At 29.6% G+C, this 15,940-nt stretch carries 14 protein-coding genes; 2 read left to right on the forward strand and 12 right to left on the reverse strand.

Annotated elements, in window-relative coordinates; translation table 11 throughout:
• Positions 1-250: 250 nt before the first annotated feature.
• Entirely contained in the window at positions 251-5,869 is a 5,619-nt protein-coding gene (locus tag ACULEV_RS17790) for a GEVED domain-containing protein (protein ID WP_445456394.1), read from the forward strand.
• Positions 5,870-6,186: 317 nt separating this feature from the next.
• Here the strand turns inward: ACULEV_RS17790 and ACULEV_RS17795 are convergent, their stop codons facing one another.
• Positions 6,187-7,086, reverse strand: a complete 900-nt coding sequence (locus ACULEV_RS17795; RefSeq protein WP_445456395.1) for a sterol desaturase family protein — start codon at positions 7,084-7,086, stop codon at positions 6,187-6,189.
• Between the two features lie 49 nt (positions 7,087-7,135).
• Positions 7,136-7,711 (reverse strand): sigma-70 family RNA polymerase sigma factor, encoded by a 576-nt coding sequence (locus ACULEV_RS17800; protein ID WP_445456396.1) that lies wholly within the window; start codon positions 7,709-7,711, stop codon positions 7,136-7,138.
• A 79-nt stretch (positions 7,712-7,790) separates the two neighbouring features.
• Between ACULEV_RS17800 and ACULEV_RS17805 the strand changes: the two genes are divergently transcribed.
• Positions 7,791-8,033, forward strand: coding sequence for a hypothetical protein (locus ACULEV_RS17805; RefSeq protein ID WP_445456397.1), 243 nt, complete (start codon positions 7,791-7,793; stop codon positions 8,031-8,033).
• On the opposite strand, the gene ACULEV_RS17810 is transcribed toward ACULEV_RS17805, so the two are convergent.
• The 10 genes from ACULEV_RS17810 to ACULEV_RS17855 form a co-directional block, all read right to left on the reverse strand.
• A complete protein-coding gene (locus ACULEV_RS17810) occupies positions 8,030-8,245 on the reverse strand; it encodes a hypothetical protein (protein ID WP_445456398.1) in 216 nt (71 codons plus the stop codon). The two genes, ACULEV_RS17805 and ACULEV_RS17810, sit on opposite strands and share 4 nt — an antisense overlap.
• 20 nt (positions 8,246-8,265) lie before the next feature.
• A complete protein-coding gene (locus tag ACULEV_RS17815; RefSeq protein ID WP_445456399.1) occupies positions 8,266-8,628 on the reverse strand; it encodes a transposase in 363 nt (120 codons plus the stop codon).
• A gap of 64 nt (positions 8,629-8,692) precedes the next feature.
• A complete protein-coding gene (locus ACULEV_RS17820; RefSeq protein WP_445456400.1) occupies positions 8,693-9,496 on the reverse strand; it encodes a DUF2314 domain-containing protein in 804 nt (267 codons plus the stop codon).
• Between the two features lie 173 nt (positions 9,497-9,669).
• Entirely contained in the window at positions 9,670-10,773 is a 1,104-nt protein-coding gene (locus tag ACULEV_RS17825; RefSeq protein ID WP_445456401.1) for a hypothetical protein, read from the reverse strand.
• 191 nt (positions 10,774-10,964) lie between these two features.
• Positions 10,965-11,441, reverse strand: coding sequence for a hypothetical protein (locus ACULEV_RS17830; protein WP_445456402.1), 477 nt, complete (start codon positions 11,439-11,441; stop codon positions 10,965-10,967).
• 226 nt (positions 11,442-11,667) lie between these two features.
• Positions 11,668-12,138 carry a hypothetical protein gene (locus tag ACULEV_RS17835; RefSeq protein ID WP_445456403.1) on the reverse strand — a complete coding sequence of 157 codons (471 nt, stop codon included), beginning with the start codon at positions 12,136-12,138 and terminating at the stop codon, positions 11,668-11,670.
• Positions 12,139-12,311: 173 nt separating this feature from the next.
• Positions 12,312-12,776 carry a GyrI-like domain-containing protein gene (locus tag ACULEV_RS17840; protein WP_445456404.1) on the reverse strand — a complete coding sequence of 155 codons (465 nt, stop codon included), beginning with the start codon at positions 12,774-12,776 and terminating at the stop codon, positions 12,312-12,314.
• 339 nt (positions 12,777-13,115) lie between these two features.
• A complete protein-coding gene (locus ACULEV_RS17845) occupies positions 13,116-13,973 on the reverse strand; it encodes a hypothetical protein (protein ID WP_445456405.1) in 858 nt (285 codons plus the stop codon).
• 295 nt (positions 13,974-14,268) lie between these two features.
• Complete coding sequence (locus ACULEV_RS17850; RefSeq protein ID WP_445456406.1) at positions 14,269-14,739, reverse strand: DinB family protein; 471 nt, start codon at positions 14,737-14,739, stop codon at positions 14,269-14,271.
• Between the two features lie 144 nt (positions 14,740-14,883).
• Positions 14,884-15,864 carry a BtrH N-terminal domain-containing protein gene (locus ACULEV_RS17855; protein WP_445456407.1) on the reverse strand — a complete coding sequence of 327 codons (981 nt, stop codon included), beginning with the start codon at positions 15,862-15,864 and terminating at the stop codon, positions 14,884-14,886.
• Positions 15,865-15,940 lie beyond the last annotated feature (76 nt).

Raw genomic sequence — 15,940 nt, forward strand, 5'->3', positions numbered from 1 at the left:
ATACTATGATTCGTAATCAATAAAAAAATCATTACTTTATTAACTTGGGTGTTTTTAATATAATTTATTAAACATAATTCATTTGATTTAATAAATTAAAGCTTATTTTTTAAATATATTCAAAAAAAACCAAATCTTTAATTGTATTATTTTATCAAAATAATATATTATTTAATCACTGCAATATTTTTGTCTATTATTTAATTTTTATGTAAGACGCTTCTTATTAGTTTTGCCAAAAATTACAATTATGCTATTTCAAAATAAGGTTAAATTAATTTTTCTTTTTTCTTTTCTTTATTCGCTATTGGGACATTCTCAATATTGTACACCAAATTTTGCCGACCCGTCACAATTATACATCAGTAGAGTTCAACTGAACTCTTTAGATGTAAGTCAAACTTTTGTGAGTCCATCAAATAGTTATTCAGACTTAACAGTAAACAACACTAGTTTGACTCAAGGAACTACTTACACAATTTCAATTCATTCTTTTAGAGTTGATTCATGGCGTTCAGCAGGTTATGGAATTTGGATTGATTATAATAATGATGGTGATTTTGATGATGCAAATGAACAAATAGGAACAATTAGTACAACTACAGATTCAGTAGTGAATTACACCTTTACAGTTCCTGTGGGTGTAAGTTTAGGTAGTAAAAGATTAAGAATAAACATGGTGAATTGGTACATTCCTCATCATTGCGCTATAGATGGAACTAATTTTGGAGAAACAGAAGATTATACTGTTACTATTGTGGCTCCTACTAATCCTATTGCAATGAGTGATTACTTATCTGTAATTGCAAATAGTACATCAGGAATATCAAACCAAATAAATGTTTCATTAAATGATGTAATTGGTTCAGATGGTTCAGATGGTGATGATTACACAACCATTCCATCTCCTTTAACAACAACGCAGGGTGGAACAGTTTCAGAAATTTCTGATGGTGTTTTCCAATATATTCCTTTAGCTGATTATATTGGAACAGATAATTTTAACTACTCAATTTGTGATGCCGCTGGAGATTGTGTTACTTCAACAGTTTATATTACTGTAGGACTTGGTGCCTGTGTTCCAATCAATCAATCACAAGGTACACATTTTATTTCTAATGTTAATTTAATAGGTGAAACTACAACAATAAATAACACATCAGGAGATGATGGAGGTTATGCAAATTATACAAATATACCCGCAGCAGACTTATATATTGGTTCTACTTATCCTCTTACTATCACAGGTAATCCATCTCTTAATAGTTCCAATCACCACTCAGGATGGGCGGCATATATAGACTATAATCATGATGGAGACTTTTCTGATGTTGATGAAAAAATTTATGATTCAAATGGAGAAGTAGCTACATATCCTTTTTTACCAATAAATTTTACTGTATCTGCATCTGCACTTGAAGGCAATACAATAATGAGAGTTGGTACTCGAAGATATTGGTCTTCTAACAATCCTTGTGGTAATAGTGATGGGCAACCAGAAGAATTTGAAGATTATGAAATTATAATTTCTGAAATTCCAACGACTGTCCAAAATATAAAAATTACTGGTAATTTAAATACAATTATAAATGGTTCTACAACTACTCAAGTAACTAATTTTACCAATTTTGGTATACAAGACATTAATTCAGGAACAAAACTAAGAACATTTACTATAGAAAATAATGGTTTATTAGATTTAACTTTGGGTAATGTTCCCGTTTCTTTTTTAGTTGGTTCAAGTTCTGCATTTACAATTATAAGTCAGCCTGCTCCGAATACAATACTTACTTCAGGCAATTCGACTACATTTACAATTGCATTTGATCCAGCTACAATAGGTGCTTTTAATGCAACTATTGTTATTGTAAGTGATGATCCAAACGAAAACCCTTTTACATTTTTAATTGAAGCTGAAGGTTCACAAACTTACCTTGATACTGATGGCGATGGTGTTACTGATAATGTAGATATAGATGATGATAATGATGGAATAGCCGATTCTAATGAACAAACAAATTGTTTATCTAATTCATTAGCTGTAGTGGTTGAAACTTTATTTTTGTTTGAAGATTTTGGAAGTGGACTGAATAGAGCTCGAATTGACGATAGAACTCCAGGTGTTAATACAACTTATTGTTTTGAAGATGGTACGACAGCTATGGCTGTTGATGAATGTGATTCAGATTCTAATTTGGGTGATGGAAAATACACTGTTCACTATTCAATTTCTAATGGTGTAGCTCCAAATGACGTATCAAATACAGGAACTGATTTAGCTTTTTGGGCAGATGGAGCTTGGACGACCACAAATGATCATACACCTGGAGACACTAATGGTCGAATGGCTATTTTTAATGCTTCTTATACACCTGGAGTATTTTATGAAACTCAAATTACAGGTATATTACCTGGAGTACCTATCACTTATAGTTTTTGGGCATTAAATATCGATAATTTGGATGCTAATTTCTCAGCAAGCGCATTGCCTAGAATTTTACCTAACATTACAGTAAATTTTTATTCTACAGATTATAGCGCTTTACTTGCTACCTATAATACGGGTGATATTTCAAGATGTACTGCAGCAGGAAATACTTGTTTGCAATCTGAATGGCAACAATTTTTAACTTCAATAATTTTGCCTGTAAATGAGTTTGTTATTCAATTTGTAAACAATGCACCAGGTGGAAATGGAAATGATTTGGCATTAGATGATATTAGAATAACTCAAACACTCTGCGATACTGATGGTGATGGAGTTGCCGATATTTTTGACTTAGATAATGATAATGATGGAATTCCTAATATTGTTGAAGCGGCTATGATTCCAAATCCAGATCCAGATCAAGATTCAACAACAGCTGGACCAACTTGGATTGATGCAAACAGCAATGGAATGCATGATGCATTTGAAGGTTTTACTCCGAATGATTTCGATGGTGATGGAGTACCAAATCACCTTGATTTAGATTCAGACAATGACGGAATCTTTGATGTTTTAGAATTTGATGGATTAGGTGATTTAGACATAACAGGTAATGGAATAGGTGATGGAAACGATATTAACTCTGGAATATGCAATGATGAATTAGACGGTGATGGGATTTTGCATATTGCAGATTCAAATGATAATGACTCTGATTGTAATGATTTTGGTACAAACGGCTATTTGGGAGCTATAGACACTGATGGTGATGGTATGCCCGATTATCTAGACGTTTATAATAACATCACGGGAGTTTATGACATTGATACCACATATTATAGTAGTTTAGATGCCAATAATGATGGTGTAATTGACGATACCTTGGATGCAGACAGTGATGGTATCATGGATGTTTTTGATACCGATGACTTACATTATGGCTCTCCAAGAGATCTTAATGATAAATTTTCATTATATTTTGATGGAAGAAATGATTATGTAGAAGATTCTGGGGATATTATATTAGGTTTAAATCAAGCTACAATTATGGCTTGGATAAAATTAGATTCTACTTTTAGTAACGAGGGAGTTGTAGTTGGTCAAGAAAATTTTTATTTAAAAATATCAAACACAAAAATATTAGGAGCTAGTCTTAATGGAGCAAATTATACCCTATCTGGAGCTATAAATATACTACCAACCAATAAATGGGTTCATATTGCAGGAGTATTTGATGGCACTAATTCTTTATTAAAATTATATGTTAATGGAGAATTAAAAATAACAGAATCTGTAGGAAATACTATTAATACTTCAACAAATAAATTATTTAGAATAGGAAGTTTACCTGCACCTATTAATTCTAATTTCTTTTTAGGAGAAATAGATGAAGTAAGAGTATTTAATCAAGCGTTGAGTGATAATCAACTTCAAAAAATAGTGTATCAAGAATTAAATAATACAAATTTTGCTCAGGGCTCAATAATACCTTTAAACGTTCCTTCTTTAAATGCATCAAGTTTAATTCGTTATTATAGAATGGATACTTTTAAAGATGATATTGTTGATGATTTAGTCAATCCGGGTGTAGATTTGGTTACAGGAGCAAAACTTTATAATATTAAAAATATTTATGCTCAAACAGCACCATTGCCTTATGAGACTACCTCAGATGGCGATTGGAGCAATCCTACAACATGGAAATACGGACAATATTGGGATATTGATGCAGTAACAAGACCATGGTCAATTGTTCACATAAAAAACAATATTAACACCACTTCAAGTCATGAAAATTCAGGATTAATTGTAGATAATGGAAATGTTTTAAATATGATTGGTGACTTAGCCTTAACTACAAATTGGTATTTAAAACTAGATGGCAAAATTGATTTGCAAGATGAATCCCAACTAATTCAAACGTTTGGAAGTATACTTGATGTAACGAGTTCAGGAAGTGTAGAAAGAGACCAACAAGGAACTGCGGATAACTTTACTTATAATTATTTTTCTTCACCTGTAACACCTGTTAATACAAGTATTAATAATGGAACATATACTATTCAAGAAGTATTAAGAGATGGAACAGATCCAGATAATCCTGCATCCATTACTTTTCAACCTTTGTATACCGCTGCTGATGGAGCTCCTACAAATCCAATAACATTAAGTACATATTGGATGTGGAAATTTACTAACCTACCTGGATTATATGCAAACTGGATTCAAGTAAGGCATAATGGTAATTTAAATGCTGGTGAAAGTTTTACCCTGAAAGGTCCAAATACAGGAAATATAGAACAAGAGCAAAACTATGTATTTGAAGGAAAACCAAATAATGGCGATATAGATTTACCAATAACCTCTAATAATATTTATTTAGTAGGTAATCCTTATCCTTCAGCGCTTAATGCAAGACAATTTATTTTGGATAATCCTGATATTACAGGAACTCTCAAATTTTGGGAACATTGGGGTGGTGGAAGTCATGTTTTAGCAGAATACCAAGGAGGCTATGCATTGCTAAATTTATCAGGTTCAGTTGTAAATGCTTCTTATGGAATTAACGATCCATTAGTCGGAACTGGGGGAACACCTACTAAATTGCCACAACCATCAATACCTGTAGCACAAGGCTTTTTTGTCGAAGCAATTAATGATGGAATCGTTCATTTTAATAACGGACAAAGAGAATTTGTAACCGAAACTTCTGGTAATTCAATTTTCGTAAGATCAGCTACTAATAGTACTATTTCTAATTATATCGATGATCGAATGAAAATTAGATTAGGATATCAATCGCCAGGAGGTATTCATAGACAGTTATTAGTCACAGTGGATGAAAACACCACTTTTGAGTATGACAATCGATATGATGGTAAAAATATCGATACACAATTTGATGATTTAAACTGGAAAATAGGACAAGAAAAGTACATTATACAAGGAGTTCCTTCAATAGATGCAAATGTAGTTTTGCCATTACAAGTTAAAACAAGAGATACAGGTTTAGCTACTTTTTCTATTGAAGATTTAGAGAATATTCCAGTTAATAAAGAGATTTATTTAAAAGATAATTTATTAGGGATTATTCACGATATCAAAACTAGTAATTATACTACAACAGTAGAAGCAGGTACTTTTGATAATCGTTTTGAAATAGTTTTCCAAAATCCAACTTTAATGAATGGTGATTTTCAAATTGAAGGCCTTACAATGTTTTTTAATAACGAGAATGATTGGCTTCAAATTAATAATTCAGAAAACAAATTCATATCAAATATAAAATTATTCAATGTTATTGGTCAAGAAATGATGCAAAAAGAATTGAATTCTAATGAATCAACTATTAAAGTCTCGGTTAACTTGGCAAAAGGAGTTTATATGGTTCTGGTAAAAGCTGAAAATAAGATTATGACAAAGAAAATAATAATTCAGTAAAAAAAGTTAGAACCAATCTAAAACCAAAAAGGAAAGACCTAATTAATTTTAGGTCTTTTTTTTAATTCTACAAGTCCAAGATTGTTTGCTTTTTTCAGAGATATAAATCTTATATAAGCAATTTACCAAACCAAATCATTAGCACATCATAAAAGATACTAATTGTGAAACAAAATAGAAGGAAGTGGGTTAATAAAATTCAGTACTAACCAACATACACTACACAAGAGGTTGTAAAAAGCAACAAAGTGAAAGTCTAAGATATTATTAAATAAGATTTGTCTTTATAGATACAATAAATTTACACTAGCTTTATCTTAATCGCAACACTTTTTAGAGCTTGTTATTGGAAATAGTAGTTGTTTAAAATAATCTTTATCCTTTGGGTAATAAATTCCATTGTCTTTAATAATTCCAACCTTTTCAACTGCTCCCTTTCTATTATAATACGTTCCAAATAATAAATCCCAAAAAGGAAAAATAGTACTAAAATTTTTTGCTTCTTCAATGTTTTGACTATGGTGAAAATGATGTATTTGTGGTGTAACAATCAAATAATCCAAAAAACTTTTCCTAGTTTCAATATTAGCATGTGAAACATAAGCAATCACAATATGTGTAATTCCTACTAAAAAAATGATTTCTTGGTTAAAACCTAAAAGCAATATTGGTGTAATTTTAAGAAATGTATTTAAAAACATATTGATTGGATGAATCCAATTTGTTTTAAACCAATTTAAACTGGTTGGTAAATGATGTATGGAATGTATTTTCCATAAAAAAAGACTCAAAAAGGAGTTTGTATTTCCTTTATGACTAATTCTATGATATAAATAAGGAAAAAATTCACCTATCAGATTGGCAATAACATAGGTTGCCAAAAAAGGCAAGGTATTCCAAAAGTCAGACGTGGTAAAAAAATGCTTTTGTATATTAACAATCAATGATAAAGCGAGTGTTTTTCCAAAAGCATCAAATAAGGCAGCTGAAAAAATGAAATGTTTAATATCTGTCCAAAATGTCTGTTTATTGGGCTGCCATTCTTTTTTAAGAGGCATAATTCGCTCTAAAATTAAAATGTAAACGAGGGTAAACAAAAAAATGGAATAAGATACTATTTCAAAATTCCAATTGTTTTTAAGAGTTAAATAACTCAATGTACCTGTTAAAATCAATAATACTGGTACAACTACTAATGGTGCTACTTTATGTTTCATTTATTTACTTTCTCTTGTAGTCGTTAGAAGAAAGTAAAAAGACGCAAGATTATGGAATAAAATTTATCCTTTCCATTTCAGCTTTTAATTCTTGAGGAAGTTCACAATCTTTTTTTAAATTAAAATCAGAGATTTGTCCTTTGCTATTATAGGAAATAGCAATGCAATTGATCACTAATTCTTTTAATTTTTTCCGAGCTCTTTGTATTCTTGATTTTGTTGCCGTTAAACTCAGGTGCAATATTTCAGCAATTTCTTGTTGCGACTTTTGTTCAATATCACTCAAATAAAGAGCCTTACTATATTTTTCTGGAAGGTAATTTTGAATAATAAAGCCTGATAAATCACACACACAAGCACTTGTGTTAATAGCAATTTCATCTTCAATTAAAACAATTTCCGTCTCTTTTTTGTTTTTTCTATAATAATCGGCTATTGTATTTCTAGTAACTTGAAAAAGCCATGTTTTATAGTCTTTAATATCAGTTTCTTTGTTTAAACTATTATGTAATTTTATACCAACTTCTTGCAAAATATCAGCAGCAGTAAAATCATCACTAATTTTTGTTTTAATGAAATTCAGTAAATGTTTTTTATGTGTGTTCCAAATTTTGTTAAAAGTCATTATTTATTTCGCACCTATCCCTTTAATGGAATAGACTGTTTTTTATTTATATTTGTTTTCAATATTTAATATATACTTTATGGAATTTGAAAAATGTAAATCAGAACTTTCTAAAATTAAATCTCAATACACAAATGAGAATGGTAATTACAAACTACTAACTCATAAAGATGCAAAATTTAAACTCCAAATATTAGATATTTTGATTGTTGAAAACCCTAAAATTAAAGATGACTATGTAATATCTTTTGAAACTAAACATTTATATACTTTAGAAGAAAAGCCAATTTCATTAGATGTAGTTAATCTTTATTATATTTAGTTTTTCATATCATATAGTTCGTTTAATGCCTTTTCATCAGTAAGAGTTTCTAATTCTATTCTGTGCATTTCTTCACTCCTAAATTTATATGTTCTAAATCCACCTATTACAAGACCATGCTTTTTTAAAAATTCATTTTTTGCTTCATTGAATTTTATAAAGTCTTTTTCAAATTCACTATATTTTGGTTTTGATTGTTCATTAGCTTCCATACGCTATATTTTTAATTTGTTTAGTGCATCAACATACCTATTCGGATTCTCATACAAGCGTAATACGCTGTTTTGTATGTAATACCTATGTTACGTTGTATTTCCTTTGCAGAAACACTACTTTTTGCATTAAGCATCAAAGTAATAATCTGAAACCATTTTGGTAAAGGCATTCTTGTTTCCTCGAAAATTGTTCCAACAATAACGGAAAACGACCTTTTACAATTTTTACAAGAGTACCGCCCTTGCTCGTTTTTTATCGATTTAACCCTATTTGAATCGCAAAAAGTACACTTTACGTTTTTACCCCAACGTATTTGTTCTAATAATTTCAAGCATTTAGCTTGTGTATTGAAATTTTTATTTACTTCTGTTAAATTCATTACTTTTGCCTTTATTTATAACACTTACAAAATTAATTCATTCCATTAAAGGGATAGGTACGATTTATTTTTCTAATACTGGTATGATATGCTCCCAATTCATTTTTTTTGCGAAGTCTAAAGCGGTTTCTCCTTGATTTGTTTTTTTATTTTTGTCTGTACCTACTGATAGCAATACTTCAATCGACGTCAAATTTCCTGCAATTGTTTCTTTATGTAATAACGTCATACCATCTTCATCTACATTAGTTATTTCATTAGGATTTTCTTTCAGAAATTCAATAAGTTTCTCTTTCATGTTTTTGCTCATAGGATGCTCTACTAAGTTTTCTGGATTTTCTTTTTGTTCATTCACAAGCAAAACTTCGTTATAATCACCAAAATTTAAACCCCAAGCATTGTCATGTTCTTTTCTTTCTTGATTTGACATTTCAGAACGCATTGCTTGAATTGTAAAACCTCCATAAACTCTTGGTTTTGGTGTAGAAGAAAATAATTTTGAAAGTCCTCCTTTAGGCTTACTCTCTGCTATAGCAAAAAGCCAATCGCTTATCTGATTTAAAGGAATTTCTACAAAATCTCCATTAGAAATATTTGTCAATTCGTTGGGATTATTTATTAGTATTCCTTTTACTTTTTTGCCATCAAACTGTACATCATTAATCCACATATGTTCTACAATTTCTTTATTTTCAGTTTCTTGTGTAAAAGCAATTTTTACACAAGCCACATTAAGCCCTGGAATTATTCTTCTGTATTCCCATGACAACTCTCTCCAAAAATACTTAAATGTTCTTTGAGCATTTTTGAAAGCCTCAATCATTTTTGGATTATTTCCATCTGCAAAAAATATTTCTTTATCTGTCATAATTTATGGTCTTTATTTTTAATTCTTTCTATTCGTCTTTATTTGGGTAATATTTCTACTAACTGTTTATAGCATGATGTTGTGCGAGATTACGAAACGTTTTTATCTAGCTTTTTTAGCTTCATACTTGGTTAATTTTCAGAAACTCTCTAGTGCTATAAGATGTGTTCACGTTAGTTTTTATTATTTGTCTTTATTTCTGTAAATTTAATTTCAAAACTTTTTGTTTTTTCATAATTCATCCATTTTCCAATTATGTATTTATCATTTTCATCTGGAGCTGATAAAAAGAATCCTTTTGAATCATAATCTTTACTAAACTTTAGTTCAAAAATTCCTGTTTTTTTATTGTCGAATGTCTCAGTCAATATTATAATTTCACCCTTTTTTTGTCCTTTCAAATTTAATTTTTGAAGCTTTTTATCATAATAATAATATCCTGAAATTTGTCCTTGATTATCACTATTAATAGCCATACTAATGGCGTATTTATTATCAATTTTTCCAAATAAAAATAAGTTGTTTTGAACTTTTTCTTTTAAGGTCTCATTTGCTATAAATTTTTCAATAGGTGACTTCGATAAATAATTACTTTCCAAAAGAACATATTTCCCTACTTCATTTAAATATTGTTTAATAGAATCAAGTTCTACTGTTATTCCATATTCAGGAGTGCATGCTTGAACTACATGTGGAAAGCAATCATTTGCAAGTGAAACAGATAATTTATTGTTAGTAACAGTATAACTATAAATATCATAATAGCTACAATAGGGCTCAAATTCTGCACATTCTATAGCACCTATAAATTCTTCTTTTACACCTTCAAGCCAATATTTGTTGAGAAAATCTAAATATCCCGATAAGGTAAATAAAGCTTGAAAAGGTAATAAAGTTAATGCTAAAGATTCTCCTGATTTTAAACTAAAATAAAATTCGTCTTCAATAAAACTGGAATAAGCACCATAATAGTCTCCACTAAATGAAATATAAAGAATATTCTCTTTTATCTCAGAGTTATATTTAACATCAAACCATCTAAATTCTTCTTCCAATTCAGTTTGTTCAAAACTATTAATCATAAATCGATCAAGAATTTGAGAGTTAATTTTTTCAACCACTGGATTGTTTCTATTTGTTAAATCTCTTACTTTAGGAATTTCTGAAACGGTCTTATTAGTAACAGTTTCAATTAATTTTATTTTTTCTACAACAAATTCCTGTCCAAAAACTACTATTTTGATAAATAAGAAAATGATTAAGAGTTTTAATTTCATAGTATAACTTTTATGATTAGTAATGAGTTTTTATTTAAATTGGTTACAACTTGTTATGTCTTGTAATTGCTGTGACGATTTATTACTAATAATCCCAAAATTAAAACTCTTTTTTTGATTTCTTAGAGAAAATAGGAGAGAAACTCAAGCTCTACCATTATTACAAATTGCTATCAACCATTTGGGCAACTTTAGATTTTAGCTTTGTTTGTCAACTTGAGTTTGTCTATTTTTTGCCTAACTTCATTTTTTTTGTTTATCCAATATTTTTTCGCATCCTCATTAGATATTGCTCCCTTTTTTGGTCTGTTGTCAGATGGAATTTGACTTAAATTTTCCCAATTTTTACTATTTTCTCTTTGTACTTCCTTTTTGTTTAGTGGCTCAGTCCTGTTGCGCCAAAAAGTTAATTGTTTATCATAATCGACTAGTATTTTCTCAAAATATTCAATTAGCATTTCTTTATCTTTAGGAATATAACCTGGTCCACTACAACCACAGGAATGAAATGTAATGCCAACAGAATAAAGATCTTTAATATGATTCCATTCTTTACTATTGTCTTTTTTTGGAGATGCAAAATCTAATCCCATATTTGCCATTAGTTCGCTACATTGAGGACACTTTGCTTGTACCAAATCATTATTACCTCGAATGATGTCCCGCATAAGTCTACGCTTAAATGTCTTTTTACATTTGAAGCATGCATAATGAGGTTTATATGAAGTCATCGAATATCTACACATAATTTAATTGCTTTATATTTCGCTGGTAGATACTCTTTGCGGAAATAAAATCTAGAATCTTTCAGCTACTGAAAACAAAGTTATGGAAAATACTTTTGCTTTACCACAAAAAGAACAATGGCTTTTACCAGTTAATAAATGCTACGTATTATTTAATTTTAGTGTAGATTTTCCCCTTCCAAAACATTAATTTTTTTGGATTTTCTGGATGATCAAATTTCATGTCAAATTCAGCTTTTAAAATACCTCTTTTCATAGCTTGCTTATCAATCTTCATTATTCCTTCACTACAAAAATAGGTTGACTTTTTGCTGGCAATACTAATTAATTCAATTCTAGCATTACTAATAACATCACCCACTATATCAAAATTCAATGTAGAATGAGTGGCAATATTGGTAAAAGTATAGCATTGAATAGTTTTATTCTTTAATCGTTTTGCTTCAATCTCAGAAACTCCTGCATACTCGTAACACCAAGCATCACATTGCAAACTATTTTCCTTTGAAAATGAAAAATCTCCAACTAGATTTTCTACCCACTCTACTTTGAAATCTTTGTATTCAAAAACACTAAAGGCACAAAAAAACAAACTGAATAAAAGGATTATATTTTTCATAAATTGTTGAATTTAAGTGTTTTTTTGTATTGTATAAATGGTTTGAATCATTAATTTATCTATTAGAACTGAATTTGAATAGATGTGTCAAGTTCTTATTTTGCACATCAAGCTCTCATTGTAATAAGTCAATGTTAGTAGTTCGTTGTTTCTTTTCAAGTAGTTTCAATATGCTATTTGTTAATTACCGAAATATAAATATCCACTTCTGCATTACTCCAATCCTGACTTCTTTCATCATACACTTCAAAATCAAAATCAAACTTTCGTTTTATTTCAGACTTCCAGATTTCTTTCCAAGCATCAGTTATACATTTAGTCATAATGCCTTTTGCTTTGAACTTACAATACTCCTGAGCGGGTATCATTAATTCTTCAAGTTCTTTAGGTGTTTCCAAATCTTTATCTACTTTGCATCCAATAAAGTATGAAAAAGGTGATTTTTCGTCTTTTTCATAATCAAAATAAACGGCATATATTTCATTAGATAATTTTGCTGGAATGAGGTCAAAAATTTTATCCGTTTCAAATTTCTGCCATAAATTACCACAATCTTTACTTGATTGGTCGTTTTTATTTGTAGTTTTATCTTTTAATTTTAGCCCAATTAATTTAAAACCATCTTTTTTTTCTATCATAATGAATGCTCTAATTTGAATCAAATTTATTTTCTGCTTACTATTTAAGAATGACTTTAACATTTCCAGAATTTGCCACTTTTGCAGAATAAGGAAACTTAAAATTTTAGTTAAACATTGAATTTCAAAGATATGTAAAAACTTTAAAGTTGTGCTAAACACGTTATTTTGCCAAATGGTTGTTTCTGTAACACAACTTCTCAAAGTAGGACAAAAGACAAACCTCTTTTTAAATTTCCAAAATTTTGGAATTAAAAGAGGTTTATTTTTTATAATTACCTTGAAAATTTAGTCTTTTAAAGGAGTTGTGCAACAAGCATGTGTGTTGACAAATACTTCTTATTGAATACTTATTGAATACGTTAAAAGATCTCCGTTTGGTTGCAAAAAATGTATAGTATGAATACCTATAGTGGTAGGAGTAAAATTATAAGTAGTTTGAACAGTTCCAATATTTTGAGTACAAAAACAACCTTCATATTTAGCAGTAACAGTTATTGTTTTAGTATTTCCAGAATTTGTTTCGGTAATATTACCAAAACCACCACAACCATTATAAATGCCAAAAGTAATGTCAATTGGAATGGTCTGATTTACATTTCCATTAGTAGGAACATTTGCCGAAATTACATTTGCATGTTCATATGATAAACAAACTTGGTCAAATGTTTCCGTCCATTTTACAAAAGGATAAGTCATCATTTGAGTTTTCCAATAGTCTTGAGTTCCAACAGGAACACTTAAACAAATGTTTTTTGTCTCACTCAATCTGTCTTCCAAATTTAATGAAGATATTAAATTAATTAAGTCAGTTTGGTTTGTAACATTCATATTAAAAAAACTATTTAAAATACGGGTTTTATTTTCTGTTTGATCAAAATAAACACTATGAGGTGTTGCACTCCAAGCACCTGTATTTATGTAAGCTTTCTGATTTAACAAATTTATTAAATTGCTAACCTCATTTGCTGGAGTAGTTGAATTATAAAAAAAGCCATTCATTTGTCTAATGTCAAAATTCAATCCATTTAATGTGTTTAATACTAAATTTAAATCGGCATCATTTTTAATTCCAATTGCCAAATTTACTTCTGAGGAATTTACAGGAAGAGGTTGGACTAAAGGCTCTTCTGAACTATCTTCTGAACAACTAAAAAATAAAACGGTAATGATGATTAAAGTTAAAACATTTTTCATAATTATATTATTTAACCTGTTAGGTGTGATTATTAAAAACGTTAATTCGAAGGTGCCAATGATAATCGAAATAATTCGATAACCTTTTTAATGAAATTTTTCTTATTCTCAATACTATTTTCTATCGAAAATAATTCGTATTAACAAAAAAACCTCATCAAAAACTAATTATGCCCAATGAAATAAGTTTATTTAGTAAAAAGATGCAAATTTTAGTAATTAGTTGCGTTTCTTTTTAAAAAAATTCTCTTTTTTTGCTCAAAATTGCTGATGATGATGGCAATTTGTCTTTTCATTAATCCCATATTTGTGGTCGTTCAATACCAATTGTTCTTAAATAGTCCAACAGTTGTCCAGTGTGAACTGATTCGTGATAAGCGATTCGATTTAGATAATCTCCCAATTTTTTACTTTGCCCAACTTCTTTTCTCTCAATTCTTATATCTTCTAATTCAGATTCGTTCAGTTCGTTTACCATATTCAAAAATTCCACTCTATACTTTTGGGAAAAATCCAATTCGTTTTTCAAGTCAGAGTATTTTAATTCATTCCAAGGCGATTGGTAATTTCCTAAATTTCCTCGGTTTTCTACAATTTTATGGAAAAGATGTTCCCCTTCCAATACATGTCTTATCATCTCTATAATGGTAAACGCATTTTCATCAGGTTTCCAATTCAGGTATTCATTTGGAATTCCGCTCCATAGTTTAATACTACGTCTTCTAGTTTCGGAAAAGTTCAATAAAAGTATTTCAATTGAATTCATTGTTTATATTTTGGTTTTAGTCGTTTTTTAGCTTGTAACACAACTCTTCAAGTATAATGAGAAGGAAAGATTAAAAAGAAAGGCTCTTTGAAAATTCGGTCTTCTAAAGAGGCTGTGAAGCACTCATCATTATTAGGCATCTACCTATATTTCTGCTAATTTTTCCATTGCATTTTTTTCTTTTGTTGCAAGTTGTTTTAAAATGCCAGAAGCCTGTTCAACATATATTTTGTCCTTAGTTTTACTGACTAGCATAAACAAATTGGAAACGTCTGTCCATAAGTTTGCAATGTCAACAAATTCTTTGTGTGCCTGTTTAAGTGTGTCAAGTTGTAACAAGTCGTAACTCTCTTTTAAAAAATCGCGATATAAATTTCTAAACAATGCTCCACCAGTTCCTGCTCGTTCCATAAGTATTGCAGAAGTAGAAAAGTCACCTTCAATATCTTTAGTCGTGTCAAACCATGCGTATATTTCCTTACTTGTTTTTAAAATTCCTTTATAGCCAATGTTGTTAATTGGAGGATTAAGATAGTCTTTTGCATTATTATAAATAGCAGTTAGGATAGCATTTTCTTTATCAAACTTTCTGTCTGTTTTATTCAGTATGTAATACAAATTTTTTGAAGCCATCGGACCTTTTTCAGATCTTGCTAAGGCTAAACTTTTTAAACTTGTTTTCACTTGTCCACCTTGTTGATTAGTGTCCACCAAAAAAGCGTTTTCATTATCATAACCATACAGCGCCACATAATGTCCTGCAAAGTGAAATACTCTTGAAAAATACTCTAAATGATAGCAGTCTAATTTTAGTCCAACAACATGTCCATTATCAATAAGTTCTTTAACATTTTGCCATGCTTTTTTATCCGATGAGGTTTCTTTAACCCTTAATTCAAGGTTTAGGTTTCTGGCTATGTTTTTTGTTAAAGCATCTGGTTTTATTCGTCCACCGATAAATGGAAATTTCATTGATTTCATATTCCAAAAAATAAAACCAAGTCCTTCACCTAAACCAAAAAGCATGGGTTCAGATAGGTCAATTCCAAGTTGTAATAACAAAGTTCCTGTGGCAGTCGTTTCACAATGTTGTCCGTTAAACGGTTTCAAATTTTCAATTTTCATTTTGTTTTTCTACAAAATTAGAAGGTCCAAATGACAAACGTATGTCAACAGAATGTTTTTAGTATATGAACTGATT

The sequence above is a fragment of the Flavobacterium sp. HNIBRBA15423 genome (assembly GCF_052655965.1).